We start from the raw sequence: 17,578 nt of genomic DNA, 5'->3' as shown, positions 1-17,578 counted from the left end.
GTCAAACTTCTCTCATAACTTGGGGGTTGAATGATTGAAGAAGCGATTTCACGTACTCGTATTCAGGTTTCTTTCCAATCACTACCTTTACTGTCTCTACAGAAGTAGAGCTGATTTTCAGGTAACCTGTCCTGAAGACTCCGGGCGGCTTCTGCAGATCTAGACCTAAAACTTCGTTAGTTCTGAAGACCAATTGAGGGGGACGCCGAGATGAGAGTTCCGTGATTATTGCCCTATTCTGGTCCGCCCTTAGATTTGAAGGGGCAAAGTCCTTTCCTCCAGAACCCGAAACCATCTTGTTGAATATAGGGTCCATGTCTTCTCGAAAAATGAACAATCTCTTGTTTGTTGCATAGATTCCAGCTGGTTGTCCGATACCAAGGGACAACTGCATCGGGCTCTAATGTCAGCCGACGTAGGTTTCGTTTTCTTCCAACTCACTCTTCACCTTCGGTTCCAAGCTACCGTTGACTAAGTGACTCTCCATTGCGCTGAATCGTCGCTCTGGTGGATGGATGGGTCATCGTACTCTCGCCCTCGATGCGACATCGGTTCTGACAATCGCTCCCGGGCCAATCCAGGCGTTAGCTCCAATCTTGACCCCGGGGAAGATAGACACGTTGATTCCTGTCTTCACCCCGTCACCGAAAATCGCGCCCAGCTTGTGTTGTCCGCTGTCTACCATTCGACCTTTCACCCGTGACTTGACGTTGGAGTCATTGAACTTGAGATTGGCAGTAATTGTACCCGCCCCTAGCGATGTTGCCCTACCAAGCACGCTGTCTCCCACGTAGCTGAGATGTTGAATCTTAGCTTCGTCCATGACAATACTATTCTTGACCTCGCAGCCAGCGCCGACTTTCACCCCTTTCCCAAGGGCTGTGCCCGGACGGAGGTACGCATTGGGTCCCACAATTGAGCCTTCGCCGATATGCACAGGACCCTCGATGTACGAGCCTGATTTCACTCGTGATCCTCCTGCCATGCTGACGGTGCCCTTCAAGTGCACGCCCGGCTCTGTCTCCCCGTCGTGAAGTTCTTCATCAGTATCTAGCGCCGACCTGTTCGCTTCGAGAAGGTCCCATGGGTAGGTGATACCGACCCATTCTCCCCTGCCGAAAGGAACAGTTCGGATCTTTCTTCCTTCGGCCAACAACATGCTTAGTGAGTCGGTGAGCTCGAACTCTCCACGTTTTGATTTCTGAGTCTTCTTTACCACGGAAAAGATAGAATCGTCGAGAACATAGATGCCTGCGTTTACCACCCCGACATTTCCAGCTGCCACTTTCTCGTGGATGGCAACGATGTTTCCCTTCTTGACTTGCAATGTCCCAAAACGCGATGGGTCTCTGACCTCCGCGGCACCCATTAGTAGATCGCTAGATTTTGATGAGCTGACGAATTTGTCGAGAGCCTTCTCGTTGTAGTAGTTGTCGCCGTATATGATGAGAAAACGATCCTCGTCACTTAGCTGGCTCTCGACAGTCTTCACAGCGTCCGCGGTCCCACCGAGTCTCTTCTGTTTCACGTAACTGATCTTGCAACCAAACTCACGCCCATCCTTGAAGAACCCCTTGATCTTTTCCGCCTCGAACTGCACAACCATAACAATGTCCTTGACTCCTGCTTGGACGAGAGCCTTGACGGTTCTCTGCAGGAGAGGTTCTCCGCCGACGGGAAGTAGGTGCTTAGGATTTTTTTCGCAGAGCGGCCAGAGTCGCTCTCCTTTGCCCGCCGCCAGAATCGCTGCTTTCAATTCTTCTATCGTTCCTTCAGAACCTGTCTCAACAATCGAAGGGTTTCTCTCATAATCCTCGTTGCTTCAGACTTATCCTTCGACTCTCCTGTCACGCGTATCACTGGTTCTGTGCCGCTATCGCGAACCAGGACCCAGGCATTCTCCGTGCTCACCCTCAGCCCAAACTTCGTCTCCACAGACGAGTCCTTTCCAAGGATCTTCCTCAGACCTGTTCCGAGCTTAGAAATCATGCCTTTGGAGAGTTTTCCTGAATACCTCATTCCTTCTCTGATCATAAAGTACTCTGGAACATCCTTGACCATTTCGGCGATGGTAAGACCAAGGCGCTCTGCGGCCTGCAGGAATAATAATCCTGACAGGAGTCCGTCTGGAGTATTGTTGTAGTCTCCGTGAATCCACGCCCCAGAAGGCTCCCCCGCGAAGCTTGCGCCTAACCGTTTCATCTCACGCAAGAGCTTAGCATCGCCCACAGGCCCCCGAACCAGCTTCGCCCCATGTTTCTCGGCGATTTCGTCGACAACCATCGACGCATCAAGTGGGATTACGAGAGGACCTTTGGACCCTTTCGCTAGAAAGGCGATGTACGATGCGAGGATTCGATCTTGCAATGGGCAGACACCGTTCTCGTCAACAACGTACATTCTATCCGCATCGCCATCGAATGCGATTCCGGCGTCAAAGTGAGTCTCAACGACCATGGTGCCAAGAGTTGCTACACTCTTTCTTGTCGGCTCGGAACCCCGACCCGGAAAACCCCCGTCAGGAAACGAGTTGATTCCAGTCACCTTGTCTAATATTTGTCTGTATATCGCATGAGCGAGGTTTGAGGCAGCACCGTTTCCCAGATCCAGTACAACTTTCCATTTTTTCTTGAAGGCCACTTGAAGGAGCAATTCCTTGTACTCTCTCGGCTCAGCGGGCTCAACACTCGACAGGTTACCCTTGTAGAAAGGCTGTTTTCCGTTCTTCAAGCTCAACCGCGTCTCGTCATCGAGAGCCTCCCCGAGTTTGTTGAACACCTTGAACCCATTATACTCCGGAGGATTATGACTAGCAGTAATCATAACCCCAGCCGATCGATTCAGCGATTTCGTCTCATACGCAAGCGCTGGAGTCGGAATCAAACCATAATCTAGAACTCTGGATCCGTTCTCGAGAGCCGCCGAGAGAAAAGCTGCTTTCAGCACAGGACCAGAATATCGAGGATCGTTCCCAAGCGTCAACTCTTCCCCCAATATCCTTGGGATGAGTTTGCCCAGCTCAAAGGCGACTGCCGAGTTTACTGTTTCAGGATATTTGCCGCGGATTCCGGAGCTGCCGAATTGCAGGTTCAAGAGCGGGCAGCGCTACGCTGCTGGCTCAGGAGTAGGCACGGCGATTTCAGGCGCGATGACTTCAGGAGCGGCCCCTCCCTTTGGCTGCACACCCTCAAGGTTCAGTGGCATCGAGAGTAGTTTTGACTTCCGAACTCCGATATGCCGTAGGGGGCAGACCTTCTTTGCTTCGTTGTAGACGTCGGATCCCATCTTTCCAAGAACCATCTCGTGGCAGAGCTGCGAGTACGTAAGCTTCGACGCTTTCTCGGCAACGATCTTGCCCATGACTTGGCGTATCCCATGTTCCTGCGACCCGTTTATTCGACCGTGGCTGAATCCCACAATGTAGACTCGTGTAAGATAGTTGTCGATTGTTCGACCGGTGAAGATGCCGTCGCAGCGAGTGCTTCCCCGCCTCACAAGGCTTCTCAGATAATCGGTAGAATACTCGTGGCTCTTGAGGATTGTATCGGCCCGGTCGCCCGTGATGGAGGTTACTAGGAAGTATAATTTGATCGACTGGTGAGAGAAGTCATTAGTAATATCATAGAGAGTGGTTTCGACGACTCGCCCGATAAGTTTCTTCGGATCCTCGCAGGGTATTCCAGCCACGTTCTGTTCTCCAAAGTAGGAGGGCGTGTATACCGAGTACCACTCTTTCGTCCTCCACTTGTCCCGGACTTTCTTGGTGGGCTTTGACACGAGTCTCTTTTTCCACTTTCTAGCTTGATACTTTTGTTAGCGTCTCCTTTGCTGCTTGGAGACAGCGGAGGAGGTCGTCCAGGGTGAATATGAATGTTTCAATCTTTCCATCAAATTCGAGAGTAAACGACGCACTACGCTCCAATGCTCTTCCTTTCACGTTGAGACCTTTCATGTTCAGATTATCAGGTTGAACCGATGCAACGAGAGATCTAGAGGTCGCCTTGTTCGGTGTCGCGATCTTGAAATCTGCTCTTATCATTTGATTGACGACTCGATCGTCTTTTCAAGCTGGGTCAGGAATGATTCTAGGTTCTGGCGCGGTACTGTCGCGCCTGCCGCGATTGCATGGCCGCCCCCATATCCTCCGTGTTTGGGTGACAGGTCCTGAAGTATCTTGCCAAGGTTCAATCCCTTCTCGATGAGCTGTTCGGTTCCACGCGTAGAGACTTTCGATTCACCCTCCTTTGTCGCCGTGACGACCAACGTTACCTTTGAGCCGCCGAAGAGATTCGAGGAGGAGAGTATTGAAGAAACGGCTCCAGTCATGTTCTCATCAATCACCCCCTCCCCCCTAACGATCACCACGTGTTCCTTCTGAACCAGTGACTTGGGGTCCTGGGTAATCCAGTTCATGTACTTCGACAGGAATTTCCGATATTCCGAATAGACTTGTTGGGCTTCCTCGAACGATGCACCACGGTCCCCGAGACCCAAGGCTACTCCAAGGCCCGGTTTGCCCATACGACCGCAAGCATTCAGCAGCGACGAATACTCCCTGCCGTCGCGGAGAGGCGTCGAAGGCTCTTCTCTGGTTAGCGTGTACACTGACCCTATCAGCTCAAGAGCCACCTCCCCACTCAGCTTCAACGAGATCATATGTTGAATGATCTTATCCACAAGTCGCCTCTTCTCCTCCAGTGAGAGATCAGAGATCGTCCGCCACCGGTCATCCACCTTGGTGGGAATGTTGATCGAATCAAGAAGAGCCAGACAACGATCCTCCTCTCCGCTGAGGCCCGGGAAGAATGGTGTCGTGGTTGACGCGATCGCCCTGTGAATCGGCCTAGTTTGCCGTCCGAACAAGACCAGATCTTGCGTGACCTCAACCAGTTTGGCTTGAACGGCTTCGTGTAGAATCTCAGCGTTGAGGCCTGTGAGAGATCTCTTCGGGCCCTTGTCCTGTTGGTCGCCCAGACATCCAACAATAGCAAGGGGAGAGAGGTCAACGTTCTTCTGGTCCAGTGCCTTTGCGAGAAGATAGGATGTTCCCGCCCCACTGATCTCTTCCGAGCCGTTGAAACCCAAAAGATGAGTGTTAAAGTGATGGAGATTGGCCGGAGGCTCACCTAGCATCTGATGATGGTCCGCAATAACAATCTCTCGATTCTTGAGAATCCTCGAAACCGTGTCGAGATATCCGCTGCCGATATCCGTGAATATGATGAAGTCAGAGTCGATGGAACTGATCCCTTCGAGGCTCTTGTCGCTGAGATTTTCCACGATCCGCAAGTGAACGACGGTATTGAGACGCCTTACCGCCTCGAAAGCAATCGCGCCAGCAGTCAGACCATCCGCGTCGAAGTGCGTGACCGTTAGAATCGTTGATTCTTTCGATGCTGCGTCCTTGATTATCGACGCGATCTCTTCGGCAGCTTGCTGAAGTTCCAGTCGACGATCTTTGAGACTAGTCGAGGCTGGCTGCAACTGGCTTGTACGTCCAATCCTTAGGAATTCGCCCAATCTTTCGGTAATAGCTTACAAGCCGATGGATCTTCGACTCGATCAGTGCAAGGTCTCTCTTGTTCGGGTAATCTTTCCGATTCTTTTCAAGGTGCCTCGTCGCACTCGTCGCCTTTTTGAGAAGATTGTCAAGGTCTTCAGGAATCTTCGTCCGGCCTTCCTCCGGGATAATATGTTCAAGGCGCCGGCCAACGACTTGCGAGACTAGGGGAATGCCATATTTGTCTCGGAGGATTTGGCCGACAATGCTCGGCGCGTTTCCCTCCTTGGACAGTTTCAGAACAAGGGCCTCTACCTCTTCAGGCTCGTACTTGAACCATGCAGGGGGACGCCTGCTCACAGGTCTCGTCGATCCTGAACTTCCTCTCTTCCCCGAGTAGAGCCTTGCCAAGTTGCTTACACCGCGGTCCCCGGTTGCGCGTTATTTAAGTCGAACTGGGACGAACACTCTTCGACATCAACAACCCGCGACGACGCATAGGATAAACCACTGGCAAACCAAGCCCTGACAGCGCAGCTCTCAATTTGCGATCAACCGTCGCGACCGCTAACGGCGCATTACGGGCCAGCGAGAAAGAAAGTATCGCAGCATCCGTATCCGAGGTCTCTATTCCTGAATCAAATTTCGTATATTTTCTCGCCTTCAACAGTTCAATCGAAGCATTCGCCAACGCGCCGATCTTAGAGGCCCTAGTTCTTCCCAGCCGCTGGAGTTCCCGCTCGACAATATCGAGAGTAGCGATCTTTACTGGACCATTGATGAGGTCTCGCAGTTCTTCGTCAATGTCTCTTCTCTGCTCAAGCATCGCAATCAGAAAGCTGGTATCTAAGAGAACTGTGAGAGGTTGGCCGGTTCTCACCACAAACGCCGCGCCTCAAGTGACTCGAAGACTGGAATGGCGTGGGTTGAGAGGTTGAAACTGCCTCTTCTCCTCCAGAGCACTAACGAGGATTCCGAGGAACACCATGCCAGAACCCAAGACCCCTAACCAGAGATTTTGATGGACGTAGCCATACTGCAAGCATGTCTGAGCAGGACCCAATACTGCCCCGAAACCAGCTGCTGATGTAGATCTCACACAAACTAGCGTGTCCGTTGCCAATTCTATTATCACGAAGACAAAGCCCAGAACGATCAACCCAAAAGCCAGGACGAGTCCGCGAAGGAGGATAACAGAAGCTCTAAGCTTGGACCATTTGATCTGGACAAGAGTTCCCGTCACTATCAGAATGGCCCCGCCCGCGATCCCAAAAACATCCAAGAGAAAGGGCGTAAAACCTGACGGGTCACCGAGAACTGCAAAACGGTTGTAGTAGTAGTAAAAAGCCGCGATGCCCATAGCGAAAATAGCTAATCCCGGAACAGGCGCCAAAACGCTGAAGTAACGATGTCGCACGTCTCGCCTTCAACCGGTTCTTTAGTAGCTCGTCCGCGGAAATTAGGGTTTGCCCCGCAAATCCTCTGGCTCTCTATGAGCCGTGATCAGATGAAATCCTACCTTATTGTTCCGAACCCGATCAAGCGCCAGCTCTCCCCAATCCTCCGGCTTAGGGCGACTTTCGAGCCTGAGTCAGCGCAGATAGGCTTCTTCAATGCTACATCTGCAATGTCTTCTCTCGCCGACACAACCAAGCCCGAGGTGACAGCTGTGCCCGCATTCAGGACTAGTGGTTCGTTCATCTTGATCTTCTGCACCGGGACCAATTGTTCTGTCCCGACAGCCCTCTCGAATAGATCAACATCAAGGCTGACCTTTTCCAAAATATCCGGAAGAGTGCCAGACCTTCCGAGCACATTTCCGACCAATCCATCAGATTTTGTAATCGAAGGATCAAGATCCGTCCCAACGGCAACCAGTCCGCCAGGAGTTGCCTGTTTCACCTCTCCGTCACCCGCCTGCAAACTCTCCACGTTCGCAACGAGCTTTTCGTAGGTGACACGGTTTGCCTCGCCCACCTTTATTCCAGGTTTGATCTCGATCTCTTCCCCTCTCTTGAAAATTCCCTGGACAACTGATCCTCCCACAACTCCTCCCAGAATATTGTCCACTTCGGTTCCAGGTTTGTTGACGTCGAACGACCGGAGGATGGACATTCTCGGGGCAACTGACGAGTCGCGTTTGGGAGTCGGAATCTTCTCTTGTATCGCAGCGATCAAGACATCCATGTTCAATTTGTGCTGAGCAGAAACCGGTATAACCGGAGCTCCCTCAGCGACCGTATTCTTCGCAAAATCGAGAATCTCCTGATAGTTTGTCTTGGCCCTCGCCCGGTCGACCACGTCTATCTTGTTCTGCACCATGACCATCTTGCGCAAGCCAACCATCTGCGCGGCTAGCATGTGCTCTCGGTCCTGGGCTTGTGGACACTTGACGTTCGCAGATACAACGAACATTGATCCATCCATTATGGCAGCACCGGAGAGCATTGTGACCATCAGGCTGTGGTGACCCGGGCAATCGACGAAACTCACCGATCGTAGGAATTTCGTCTCGCTCTTACAGTTCGGACAGATCTTGCTAGTCGAGTAGTTGAATGGTGGCTCGCATGACGGGCATTCGTAGAACGAGGCGTCAGCATATCCTATCCTGATCGTAATACCTCTACGAAGTTCTTCGGAGTGTCGGGCTGTCCAAACCCCTGTAAGCGCTTGGACAATGGTGCTCTTTCCATTGTCGACATGGCCAAGCGTACCTACGTTGATTTCGGGTTGGATTTTACAGACACTTCCTAGCTGGAGACATTAATATCCCCACAGGCAAAATTTAACCCTTGGCAAGTGAAATCAAAGGTGACTCGCTAATCCATTGCTGTTCTTAGGAATAGAATCGACCGCACACACTTTCGGGGCGAGCATCACTGATGATCACGGTAAGATAATCACCAACGTGAACTCAACCTATCGCCCGCCAACAGGGATAGGTATCCATCCGAGGAAAGCGGCCGAACATCACAACGAAGTCTCAAGCAGTGTAATACAGCAAGCCCTTCAAGGAGTAGGAGACCGAGCCAGCCCAGATGCGATTTGCTATTCAGCAGGGCCAGGGCTCGGACCATGCCTCAGGATTGGAGCAACGATCTCCAGAGCTCTGGCTCTTTACATGAACAAGCCACTCGTCCCCGTTCACCACGGCGTCGCACACCTAGACCTCGCAATGGCAGCCGGACATTCACGCGATCCATTGGCAGTCCTAGTCTCGGGCGGACATACTGCAATCGCTGTTCATCTGAACAAACGATGGCGGATATACGGCGAGACTGAAGACATTACTCTAGGAAATATTCTCGACATGTTTGCACGCGAGGCGAAGCTCCCGTCTCCCGGAGGGGTCGCCGTTGAGTCAAAAGCCAAAGAAGGTCGTACGCTACTTCCTCTGCCGTACACTGTGAAGGGAAACGACGTTGCTTATTCCGGACTGCTTACAGCCGCCATCCGACTTCTCAACGAGGGGCAGTCCTTGGCAGACATCTGCTTCTCAATCCAGGAAGTCTCATTCGCCATGCTGGCTGAGGCAGTTGAGCGGAGCCTGGTCCAGACGAGGAAGGAGGAGGTTCTACTTGCTGGAGGTGTCGCTGCGAACCAGCGCCTTCGAGGAATGATCCAATCCGTCGCAGAGGATCACGGGGCGACGTTTCATCCAGTTCCGATCCAATACTCTGGAGATTGTGGTGCCCAGATCGCTTGCTCAGGCAGACTCGCGTTTGAATGTGGGATCCGCGTTCCTGTCCCGGAAAGCTTTGTCAATCCGCGATGGCGCCTAGACGAGATTGATGTACCATGGATTCCTCGACCTTAGAGCTCCATCCTCTACACAGAGGGGCAGAAGCCGATCTCTTTCTGTCAGAGTTGCCTCCATGGAAAGCGGTTGTCAAGAGACGAGTTCGGAAGGCCTATCGCCACGAACAGCTTGACGCCAAGATCAGAAAGGAGAGAACGGTCAAAGAGACAGCTGCAATACGTGATGCTAAGACCGCCGGAGCGAGAACCCCGAGCATCCTCGGACTCGACCTCGAAAGGTTTTCGATCATCATGACGTTTATTGATGGATCAGTCGCGCGGGACGCTATCGATTCAATGCCTGACTCGCGCCGTCTTCCGCTCCTTGAAGAACTTGGCCGCCAGGTCGGGTTTCTTCATTCAGCCGGAATAGTGCACGGTGACGTGACGACATCAAACATTATCGTGCCGGATGACGGAAAACCGTTCATCATAGATTTCGGAATGGCCACGAAATCGTCAGAGACGGAGGATCGCGGAACAGACCTCCACCTGCTCCAAAGATCGCTGATAGCTACTCATGCTCTCGACGCTACTGATTCGTTCAAACGAGTCGCGAAGGGATATCGCGAGAGTGCAGGAGATAAGATAGCAGAATCGAGTCTTCGTAAAGCCGCAGAAATTGCAAGGAGAGGCAGATACTTCGCCATCCGATAGGCGAACATTATGGTTCATAACACAGAACGCTCACAAATACCATGAAGCCCTCAGAACACTTGATCCATTCGGAATAAAGATCCGAATGCTCGATTCTCCGAAAACCGAAATCCAGAGCACCAGCCTCCATGAGATAGCCAAGTTTGCCGCAGAAGAAGCTTCAAGAGAACACAACCGGACGGTCGTGGTCGAAGACTCGGGTCTTTTCGTTAGAGCATTGGACGGGTTCCCGGGTCCCTTCTCATCATACGTCCACGCAACGATTGGGGTTGAGGGACTGTTACAGTTGATGCGTCGACAGAATCGTCGCGACGCGTACTTTCAGACAGCCCTGGCTCTGGCATCTCCCAGGGATTCCAGTCAACAGTTCTCAGGAAAAGTTCATGGAACGATATCGCGCAAGCCTGCCGGAACGAAAGGTTTTGGATTTGACCCAATATTCGTTCCGAATGGCGCTAGGAAGACGTTCGCCCAAGGCGGAAGCGAATTCAAGGACAACTGCTCCCATCGAGCCATGGCGTTCAGGAAGCTTGCTCTCTGGTACATCAGAACCAAGGCCTAAGCCCAGCTGCGGGACTAGCGCCCAGCGGAGCCCTAAAATAACGCGTTCAGCCGTGCTCCGTGAATATGTTCCGCATAGTGACCGTCGAAGATGTAGTCCGTATTCCGCCACAGAAGTTCGGACAACCAATCGATGAAGTCGCCCGCGAACAGGTCAAGCTCAAGTACGAGAATTATGTGGACGAAGAACTCGGCTACGTCATCCTGGTCACGGATGTTGATGTTGAGACAACAGGGAAAATTCTTCCTGGCGACGGCTCAACACATCACAAAGCCGTCTTCAAACTGCTCACCTTCTTCCCAGAGCTCCACGAGGTCGTTGAAGGAGAGATCGTAGAGGTCACCGACTTCGGAGCATTTGTTAGAATAGGTCCTGAAGACGCTCTCCTACACGTATCCCAGATCATGGACGACTTCATTACATACGATGAAAAGCACGGCGTACTCGGAGGACGCGAGAGTCATAGAAACCTAGGAAAAGGAAACATGGTCAGAGGACGAATAATCGCCGTTAGTTTCCCCCGAGGGGGCTCAGGAGGAAAAATTGGGATCACATTACGCCAACCATTTCTAGGCAGAATAGAATGGATAGAAGAGGATCTCAAAGGGAAACCTCCGAAGATAGAGCGGAAGGCAGCAGCTTGACAGACAAAGCTTGCAAGAATTGCCGTATGATCAGCGCGGGGCCTGTCTGCCCTAACTGCAAGTCAACAAACTTCAGTGATGACTGGACTGGCTTCGTCGTTATCCTCGAACCAGCGAACTCTGAGGTTGCCCACCTGATGCAGATCAAGGTTCCTGGAAAGTTCGCGATCAGAGTTCGATAGAAACCGCCGAACACGTGAGTTCTAACCGTGGCGTCGAGCCAAGGAGAACTAGTGAGGCTCACTTCGCCCCATAATCTGTGAAGCTGCAAGCCCCGCAAACCCATCTCTGGGTCGGCTGCTTGTGGGACGCCATGACCGAACCGCACCGTGGACACTTCCTATTCTTCAACTTGGTAGTTGAGCCGGAAATCTCGTACAGCTCGCTCCGCATCCGCAGTTTCTTCTGCTTCGGCTTTGCTGCTGGTGCAGGTCCCTGTGACTTCGGCTGTGCCGGTGCTTGCGACATATCTTCGGTGCATCAGACCCCCGCGCCATATTTAGTGTTGTTTTTTCATCGCTGGAGAAACGTTCATAAAAGCCGGACACCGCCCAGGCTGCTGGCCGATGAGAGTGAGTCTGGATGGCACAAAAATCTGTTTACGTACGATTCCAAGTTCCCAAGGAAGCCGTTGACAAGGCCTATCAACTTCTTCAGGTAGCGAAGGACACCGGAAAACTCCGGAAAGGCACAAACGAATCGACAAAAGCAATCGAGCGAGGAATCGCCAAACTAGTCGTTATCGCAGAGGATGTTGAGCCCCCGCAAGTAGTTGCTCATCTACCCATCTTGTGCGAAGAGAGGAAGATCGCATACCTCTACGTTCCCAGCAAGCTAGAGCTAGGTAAATCCGCTGGGCTAGACGTCGGGTCTGCTGCGATCTCCGTAGTAGAGCCAGGTGATGGTGCCCAATCTCTCAAGGACATCCTCAAGATAGTTGAGAATATCAAGAAGACCGGCGCAGGCAAGTGAGCAAGTCAAAAGACAGATCTGACGAGCCACTCATCCCGGCCGAAGTAACCCAAGTCATCGGCCGGACAGGGGTTACGGGAGAAGTTATTCAGGTTCGAGTCAGAGTTTTAGAGGGCCGCGATAAGGGACGAATTATCACAAGGAATTGCAAGGGACCTATCCGGCTTAACGACGTTCTCATGCTCCGAGAAACTGAGAGAGAAGCGAAAAAGATCAGGTAGGGCGTAAGCGACGCCGAAGACGTTCAAGTGCAGTTTCTGTGGGAAGAACTTTCCCAACTCCACGGGCATAATGCATGTGAAGAACGACGGCACAATACTCTACTTTTGCTCCCGTCGTTGTAGAGTCAGCACTTTGTCCTTCAAGAGAGATTCTCGTAAGCTGAAGTGGACTGCTTACTACGGGAAGAGAGAGAAAGGACGCTGAGCAACCACTCCAACAACAAAACCTTCGCGTTCCTCAAACCTGAAGCCCTACAATCAAGGGTCGCAGGCGAAGTTCTGTCAAGGCTAGAGAGGAAGGGATTCGTCATCAAACAGATGCGTCTCCATAGCATCTCCAAAAAAGAGGCAGAGACCCTCTACGCGGTTCACAAGGGAAAAGCCTTCTTTCAGGAACTCGTGGACCACGTTACTTCTGGACCAGTAGTGTTAATGATTCTTGAAGGGTCTAACGCGGTTAATGTTCTTCGCAAAGTGATAGGCGCAACTGACCCTGAGAAGGCGGAACCAGGAACCATCAGAGGAGATCTATCTCTCTCCATCACGGCCAACGTCATTCACGCGTCTGATAGTCTCGAAAATGCGAAGAAAGAATCATCAATATTCTTCCATGACGGAATATGACTGGAAAGACCTCTCTCGAAGAAATCATGGTTTAATACCGAGGCAGGAAAACTGGAGGGCAAAATGGAGCCTTCCCAGATATGGCAATTCGTTCACCCATCGCAGTTGTTCTCGGACATGTAGACCATGGGAAGACCACGCTCCTCGATAAGATCAGAGGCACCTCGGTAGCCGCCCGGGAACCGGGCCAGATCACTCAGTGGATCGGCGCAAGCCTAATTCCTGCTCAGACGATAAGCAAGATCTGCGGTCCCCTTCTCACTAGATTCAATCTCAAGATTGAGGTTCCCGGAATCCTGTTTATCGATACCCCGGGTCACGAGACATTCAGCAACCTCCGTAAGCGGGGAGGATCTGCTGCCGACGTTGCCGTCCTGGTCATCGATCTAACCAAAGGGGTCGAGCCCCAGACAGTGGAATCACTGAACATTCTCAAGGCTCGCAGAACCCCATTCCTGGTCTGCTGCAATAAAATCGACGCGATACCAGGATGGAAGTCATCTCCTGCTGGCTCATTCCTCGCTAACACAGAACAACAAAGACCCGAGGTCTTGACGGACCTTGATAATCGGATTTACACGATGATGGGAACTCTTTCTCGATACGGGTTCCGCGCAGATCGATTTGACAGAATCAAAGACTTCTCCAAAACCATAGCCCTCGTACCCTCAAGCGCCAAGACGGGAGAAGGGCTGCCGGAACTGATGGCGATGCTAGTTGGACTTACCCAGATCTACATGAAGGGAGAACTGACAACCGGCGCGGGTCCAGCAGAAGGAACCGTTCTCGAGGTGAAGGAGGAGCCTGGACTCGGAGTTACTATCGACGCGATGATCTTTGATGGGACGATCAAGGTAGATGACGAAATAGTTCTTGCGGGTCGGAACGGGATCGTACGAACCCGAGTGCGTGCTCTTCTCCTTCCCAAACCCCTCGACGAAATCCGTGATCCTAGAGACAAATTCAGTCGTGTCGAGCATGTTGACGCGGCCGCGGGAATCAAGATAGCCGCCCAAGGTCTAGATGAAGCAATCGCTGGATCTCCAATCTACGGCGTAGCCGACCCGTCCAAGCGAGCGGACCTAGAGAAGAGGGTGCTTGCAGAGATAGAGTCCGTGAAAGTTAGTACTGATCGAACCGGTGTGATCGTGAAGGCCGATGCACTCGGCTCACTAGAAGCGCTCACGACCTCTCTGTCAGTTTCCAAAGTGCCTGTTCGTCTGGCAGATGTTGGCGAAATATCTAGGCGGGACGTGGTTGAGGCGGAGGTGGTTCGAGCAAAAGATCCATACTTGGCGGCGATCCTTGGATTCAACGTCAAGCTGTTGCCTGACGCGGAGGAAGAGATCAGAGAATCGGGAATACCGGTCTTCAGAGGGGACATAATCTATCATGTTTTGGAAGAATACTCAAGATGGGTCGAGGCCAAGAGGAGCGCGGGCGTTAAGGCCGAGATGGAGTTGCTGATACGCCCTGGCAAGATGAAGATTCTCAAAGGATTCGTCTTCCGCAGAAACGACCCCGCCATAGTTGGCGTGGAAGTGCTCGAGGGAATTATCAAACCGAAGTATCCGGTGATCAACAGTAGCGGAAAGCGTATCGGGGTAGTCCTAAGGGTCCAAGACCAAGGCAAAGATGTGCCAGAAGTTGGAGCGGGAAAGCAAGTCGCTGTTTCCATAGACAAGCCCATAGTTGGTAGGCATATTTTCGAAGGAGATGTTCTCTATGTCGATGTTCCCGTCAAGCATTCAAGAACCCTCTCTACAAAGTTCAGAGAGTACCTCTCCCCTGGAGAGCTTGCACTCCTTGACGAGCTAGCTGGAATTTCTGCGAAAAATGCCTTGGGAGTGGTATCATGATTCGAACGACGTTTATTAACGGCCTAAGGGAACCGGCTCCCAACGGAGTTCAATAACGTAACATGGCTAAGTTCCAGCTCATCGTATCAGATCCTGTGAGCAAGACCTCGAAACCTGTAACCATCGAGGGAGCGAAGGCTCAGGCGCTTGTCGGAAAAGCGATCGGAGACGAGGTTGATGGGAAACTTCTCGGGATCGGAAACATGAAACTCAAGATCACAGGTGGCACTGACAAGGACGGAATTCCGATGCGATTTGATATTCAGGGAGGAGCAAAAAAGAGAGCAATTCTTTCCGGTGGTGTAGGCTTCCATCCAAACGACAGCGGCGAAAGAAGAAGGAAGCTTGTTCGAGGACGCGTAGTTGGCGAAGATACTCTCCAGGTCAACAGCGTAGTTGTGGGGGACGCGACTCCGAAGCCTGTGGAGGCTAAGAGTTGAGCGTCGAGATACTATCTGAACATGCTAACCCGCTTCTAGGCCGAAAAGACGCGAAGCTGCTCGTTCACCATGAGGGTTCCGGGACCCCGGACCGTTTGGCTATTCGAAAGATTGCCTCTGATCACTTCAAGACTCAGCAGGACAAGGTGTACGTTAGAAGCGTCCACACAAGGACAGGAGGGTCATCGGCTGTCTGCGAGGTAGAGATCTATGGCGACTCGAAACTTGCCGACAAGATGGTTCCAGCTTACATAAAAAACAGAAATCTTCCTAAGGATCAAAGAGTCTCGAGGAAGAAGGGAGCAGAGGAAGAGAAGCCTGCCCCCGCAGCCGCCAAGGCTCCGGCAGCTGAAAAGAAGGCCGAAGCCCCGAAGCCAGCAGCTCCGGAAAAGAAAGCTGAAGCGCCCAAAGGCGCGCCTGCTAAGGAATCAAAGCCAACCCCAGCGGAAACCAAAACGCCTGTCAAACCGGAAGCAAAGCCTCCTGCAAAGCCGGAGACAAAACCCGGTGCTAAACCTCCTGCGAAGCAGGACGCCAAACCGAAATCCTAGACGACTAGTTCCTGGAAGACTATTGACCCAAATTGCTCACTTTCAGCATTGTTCTCGGATCTGGAAGCCTTCCGCTACAATGCCTAGGATGGCCTTCGTGCTGACCCGACCAAACGCCACGCCATCCAAGCCTGGACTGTGCCCTGAATCGCAAGACTCGCCCAGAATGTTTGCCAGACAGCAAATTTTCCGAGAGACCCCCCGGTGGGGGGTCTTAGCGATCGAATCTCGGGACGCAAGCGTGGTTAATAGAGAAGTTCGACGCGAGAAATCGCCCATTATCAAGCCTGATATCGAATCTAGCGCATCCCCTAGATTTCGCCTGAGAATCATTCGGGAATCAGCTGGATAACTCTAGCAAACAGATTTCCATCCAAGCCCAGACTACGCCCTGATCAGCCTGTCTCGCCCAATATCCTCGCCAGACAGCAACTCGTCTCGACGAAAAGGGGGGTACTAGCGAGCACTTCTCGCGACGCGCGGGCCGCCGGTCTAGACAGGACCCCAAAACTAAACTCGTTTGGAAGCCCTCGCGAGTTTTTTCGACCTATGCTCTTTTCGCCGCGCTGACTATGCTCACGATGTCTTGCGCTTTGAGTACGTAGTTGTCGGAGAGACGCATACCGTTCCGTGCATTGATGCCGTACAACATATGTTCGCCTATTTCCGTGTGGATCTTTAGAGCCAGTTCCTGGAGAGTTGTCCCGTTCGGAACCAGATAGGCGTCTGGCAGAACATTCCCTGCGTGATCACTGAACTTCTCAGGATTCTCAACCGGATATACCACAATCATTTTCAGAAGATTCTGAAACGCCGAGTTGATGGACGCCTGAACGCCTGTGGACCCTATCGGTTCCAGGACTTTTTCCCGAATCGTTTCAAGCGCAGCCTTCTGCTCAGGGCTAACGGTTCCAACGAGTCGAAAATCCGGGTCCCCAGGTTTGTATTCTATCAACCGTTTTTCCGCAGCCCTTCGCAGTGCAAGTTCTGCCTCCGCAGAAACTGGTATTGTCAGTTCGCCTGTCTGCTTTAGCCTACTAACATTTCCAATCGAGGTCGGGAGATCAATCTTGTTGGCGGCGAGCAGCAACGGCTTCGCTTCCTTCCGGATAATCTCAACAAGCTTCAACAGGTCTTCCCTGGTCCAGCCGCTCGGTTTTCCCTTGAGGCCTGCTTTCTTGATCCCGATCTCAGCCTGACCCTTAGAGACTCCGAGGCCGCTGAGACGCTCAGAGACCAAAGACCCTGGATCCTCTCCAGCCATCTCGGCCTTTCTCGCCGTCTTCTCCCAGTCTTTCCCCACGATCCGTAGCATCCACATCTTCAGCTCAGTTTCCAGAAAAACAACATCGTCAACAGGACTGTGGGCGCCAGGTTGAGTGAGTTTGCCCTCGGAATCAGTTGATCCCGACGCATCAACCACATGGATCAAGGCGTCTGCCTTCCTCACCTCGTCGAGAAACTGGTTTCCAAGCCCTCTTCCCTCTGACGCGCCAGGCACAAGTCCTGGAAGATCGATGATGTCTATCGGTATGAAACGTTCTCCATCAATACATCGTGAGTTGCGGGGATTATCTTCGACTCCAAGCTCTCGATGGACGCACTTTGTTCGAAGATAGGATATTCCATGGTTGGGCTTGATTGTGGTGAATGGATAGTTTGCTATCGGAACCATTGTTAGTGTTGCGGCGCTGAAGAACGTGCTTTTTCCCGCGTTGGGCTTGCCGACGATCCCGACCTGCACACTGGA

23 protein-coding genes and 1 pseudogene are annotated in these 17,578 nt (G+C 52.2%); 12 read left to right on the top strand and 12 right to left on the bottom strand.

The features are described from left to right. Nucleotide 1: 1 nt before the first annotated feature. From VGS11_01580 to VGS11_01535, 10 genes are all read right to left on the bottom strand, one after another. Nucleotides 2-388 carry a hypothetical protein gene (locus tag VGS11_01580; GenBank protein HEV2118788.1) on the bottom strand — a complete coding sequence of 129 codons (387 nt, stop codon included), beginning with the start codon at nucleotides 386-388 and terminating at the stop codon, nucleotides 2-4. A 132-nt stretch (nucleotides 389-520) separates the two neighbouring features. Then, nucleotides 521-1,756: a bifunctional sugar-1-phosphate nucleotidylyltransferase/acetyltransferase gene (gene glmU / locus VGS11_01575; protein HEV2118787.1), complete on the bottom strand. Its 1,236-nt coding sequence runs from the start codon at nucleotides 1,754-1,756 to the stop codon at nucleotides 521-523. A gap of 5 nt (nucleotides 1,757-1,761) precedes the next feature. Further along, nucleotides 1,762-3,093, bottom strand: coding sequence for a hypothetical protein (locus tag VGS11_01570; GenBank protein HEV2118786.1), 1,332 nt, complete (start codon nucleotides 3,091-3,093; stop codon nucleotides 1,762-1,764). A 12-nt stretch (nucleotides 3,094-3,105) separates the two neighbouring features. After that, nucleotides 3,106-3,777 carry a 30S ribosomal protein S3ae gene (locus tag VGS11_01565; protein HEV2118785.1) on the bottom strand — a complete coding sequence of 224 codons (672 nt, stop codon included), beginning with the start codon at nucleotides 3,775-3,777 and terminating at the stop codon, nucleotides 3,106-3,108. Nucleotides 3,778-3,796: 19 nt separating this feature from the next. Continuing rightward, nucleotides 3,797-4,039, bottom strand: coding sequence for a KEOPS complex subunit Pcc1 (locus VGS11_01560; GenBank protein ID HEV2118784.1), 243 nt, complete (start codon nucleotides 4,037-4,039; stop codon nucleotides 3,797-3,799). Beyond that, entirely contained in the window at nucleotides 4,036-5,484 is a 1,449-nt protein-coding gene (locus VGS11_01555) for a DHH family phosphoesterase (protein ID HEV2118783.1), read from the bottom strand. Before VGS11_01555 ends, VGS11_01560 begins: the two co-directional genes overlap by 4 nt. Beyond that, nucleotides 5,465-5,911: a 30S ribosomal protein S15 gene (locus VGS11_01550; GenBank protein ID HEV2118782.1), complete on the bottom strand. Its 447-nt coding sequence runs from the start codon at nucleotides 5,909-5,911 to the stop codon at nucleotides 5,465-5,467. Before VGS11_01550 ends, VGS11_01555 begins: the two co-directional genes overlap by 20 nt. A 34-nt stretch (nucleotides 5,912-5,945) precedes the next feature. After that, entirely contained in the window at nucleotides 5,946-6,380 is a 435-nt protein-coding gene (locus VGS11_01545) for a hypothetical protein (GenBank protein HEV2118781.1), read from the bottom strand. Between the two features lie 15 nt (nucleotides 6,381-6,395). Then, the gene (locus tag VGS11_01540; protein ID HEV2118780.1) at nucleotides 6,396-6,917 is read right to left on the bottom strand and encodes a hypothetical protein; all 522 of its coding nucleotides are present in this window, start codon (nucleotides 6,915-6,917) and stop codon (nucleotides 6,396-6,398) included. 98 nt (nucleotides 6,918-7,015) lie between these two features. Beyond that, nucleotides 7,016-8,236 (bottom strand): translation initiation factor IF-2 subunit gamma, encoded by a 1,221-nt coding sequence (locus VGS11_01535; GenBank protein ID HEV2118779.1) that lies wholly within the window; start codon nucleotides 8,234-8,236, stop codon nucleotides 7,016-7,018. 91 nt (nucleotides 8,237-8,327) lie between these two features. Here VGS11_01535 and kae1 point away from each other — a divergent pair, with 91 nt between their 5' ends. From kae1 to spt4, 5 genes are all read left to right on the top strand, one after another. After that, on the top strand, nucleotides 8,328-9,317 hold the full coding sequence (gene kae1, locus VGS11_01530) for a KEOPS complex N(6)-L-threonylcarbamoyladenine synthase Kae1 (protein HEV2118778.1): 990 nt from the start codon (nucleotides 8,328-8,330) through the stop codon (nucleotides 9,315-9,317). Continuing rightward, nucleotides 9,299-9,955 (top strand): Kae1-associated kinase Bud32, encoded by a 657-nt coding sequence (locus VGS11_01525; protein HEV2118777.1) that lies wholly within the window; start codon nucleotides 9,299-9,301, stop codon nucleotides 9,953-9,955. Before kae1 ends, VGS11_01525 begins: the two co-directional genes overlap by 19 nt. Then, nucleotides 9,921-10,517 carry an RdgB/HAM1 family non-canonical purine NTP pyrophosphatase gene (gene rdgB, locus VGS11_01520; GenBank protein HEV2118776.1) on the top strand — a complete coding sequence of 199 codons (597 nt, stop codon included), beginning with the start codon at nucleotides 9,921-9,923 and terminating at the stop codon, nucleotides 10,515-10,517. Before VGS11_01525 ends, rdgB begins: the two co-directional genes overlap by 35 nt. A gap of 65 nt (nucleotides 10,518-10,582) precedes the next feature. Beyond that, complete coding sequence (locus VGS11_01515) at nucleotides 10,583-11,161, top strand: DNA-directed RNA polymerase (GenBank protein HEV2118775.1); 579 nt, start codon at nucleotides 10,583-10,585, stop codon at nucleotides 11,159-11,161. After that, on the top strand, nucleotides 11,158-11,343 hold the full coding sequence (gene spt4, locus VGS11_01510; GenBank protein HEV2118774.1) for a transcription elongation factor subunit Spt4: 186 nt from the start codon (nucleotides 11,158-11,160) through the stop codon (nucleotides 11,341-11,343). The genes VGS11_01515 and spt4 overlap by 4 nt, the downstream gene beginning before the upstream one ends. A gap of 58 nt (nucleotides 11,344-11,401) precedes the next feature. Here the strand turns inward: spt4 and VGS11_01505 are convergent, their stop codons facing one another. Beyond that, nucleotides 11,402-11,629 carry a 30S ribosomal protein S27ae gene (locus VGS11_01505; GenBank protein ID HEV2118773.1) on the bottom strand — a complete coding sequence of 76 codons (228 nt, stop codon included), beginning with the start codon at nucleotides 11,627-11,629 and terminating at the stop codon, nucleotides 11,402-11,404. 114 nt (nucleotides 11,630-11,743) lie between these two features. On the opposite strand from VGS11_01505, the gene rpl7ae reads away from it, so the two are divergent. From rpl7ae to VGS11_01470, 7 genes and pseudogenes are all read left to right on the top strand, one after another. Continuing rightward, nucleotides 11,744-12,133, top strand: a complete 390-nt coding sequence (gene rpl7ae, locus VGS11_01500; protein ID HEV2118772.1) for a 50S ribosomal protein L7Ae — start codon at nucleotides 11,744-11,746, stop codon at nucleotides 12,131-12,133. Next, nucleotides 12,130-12,354 (top strand): 30S ribosomal protein S28e, encoded by a 225-nt coding sequence (locus VGS11_01495; protein ID HEV2118771.1) that lies wholly within the window; start codon nucleotides 12,130-12,132, stop codon nucleotides 12,352-12,354. Before rpl7ae ends, VGS11_01495 begins: the two co-directional genes overlap by 4 nt. Before the next feature lie 19 nt (nucleotides 12,355-12,373). Then, nucleotides 12,374-12,559: pseudogene (locus VGS11_01490) on the top strand (50S ribosomal protein L24e). Continuing rightward, nucleotides 12,556-12,978, top strand: coding sequence for a nucleoside-diphosphate kinase (gene ndk, locus VGS11_01485; GenBank protein ID HEV2118770.1), 423 nt, complete (start codon nucleotides 12,556-12,558; stop codon nucleotides 12,976-12,978). Before VGS11_01490 ends, ndk begins: the two are co-directional and overlap by 4 nt. A gap of 80 nt (nucleotides 12,979-13,058) precedes the next feature. Further along, nucleotides 13,059-14,837, top strand: a complete 1,779-nt coding sequence (gene infB / locus VGS11_01480; GenBank protein HEV2118769.1) for a translation initiation factor IF-2 — start codon at nucleotides 13,059-13,061, stop codon at nucleotides 14,835-14,837. Between the two features lie 62 nt (nucleotides 14,838-14,899). Further along, nucleotides 14,900-15,277, top strand: coding sequence for a 30S ribosomal protein S6e (locus VGS11_01475; GenBank protein ID HEV2118768.1), 378 nt, complete (start codon nucleotides 14,900-14,902; stop codon nucleotides 15,275-15,277). Beyond that, nucleotides 15,274-15,828 (top strand): hypothetical protein, encoded by a 555-nt coding sequence (locus VGS11_01470; GenBank protein HEV2118767.1) that lies wholly within the window; start codon nucleotides 15,274-15,276, stop codon nucleotides 15,826-15,828. Before VGS11_01475 ends, VGS11_01470 begins: the two co-directional genes overlap by 4 nt. Nucleotides 15,829-16,375: 547 nt before the next feature. Here VGS11_01470 and VGS11_01465 read toward each other — a convergent pair. Continuing rightward, entirely contained in the window at nucleotides 16,376-17,572 is a 1,197-nt protein-coding gene (locus VGS11_01465) for a redox-regulated ATPase YchF (protein ID HEV2118766.1), read from the bottom strand. Between the last annotated feature and the right edge of the window lie 6 nt (nucleotides 17,573-17,578).

The organism is Candidatus Bathyarchaeia archaeon (genome assembly GCA_035935655.1).
GTDB lineage: Archaea > Thermoproteota > Bathyarchaeia > 40CM-2-53-6 > 40CM-2-53-6 > 40CM-2-53-6.
The sequence above is the reverse complement of the archived record's forward strand: the minus strand, read 5'-3'. Positions and strand labels throughout refer to the sequence as shown.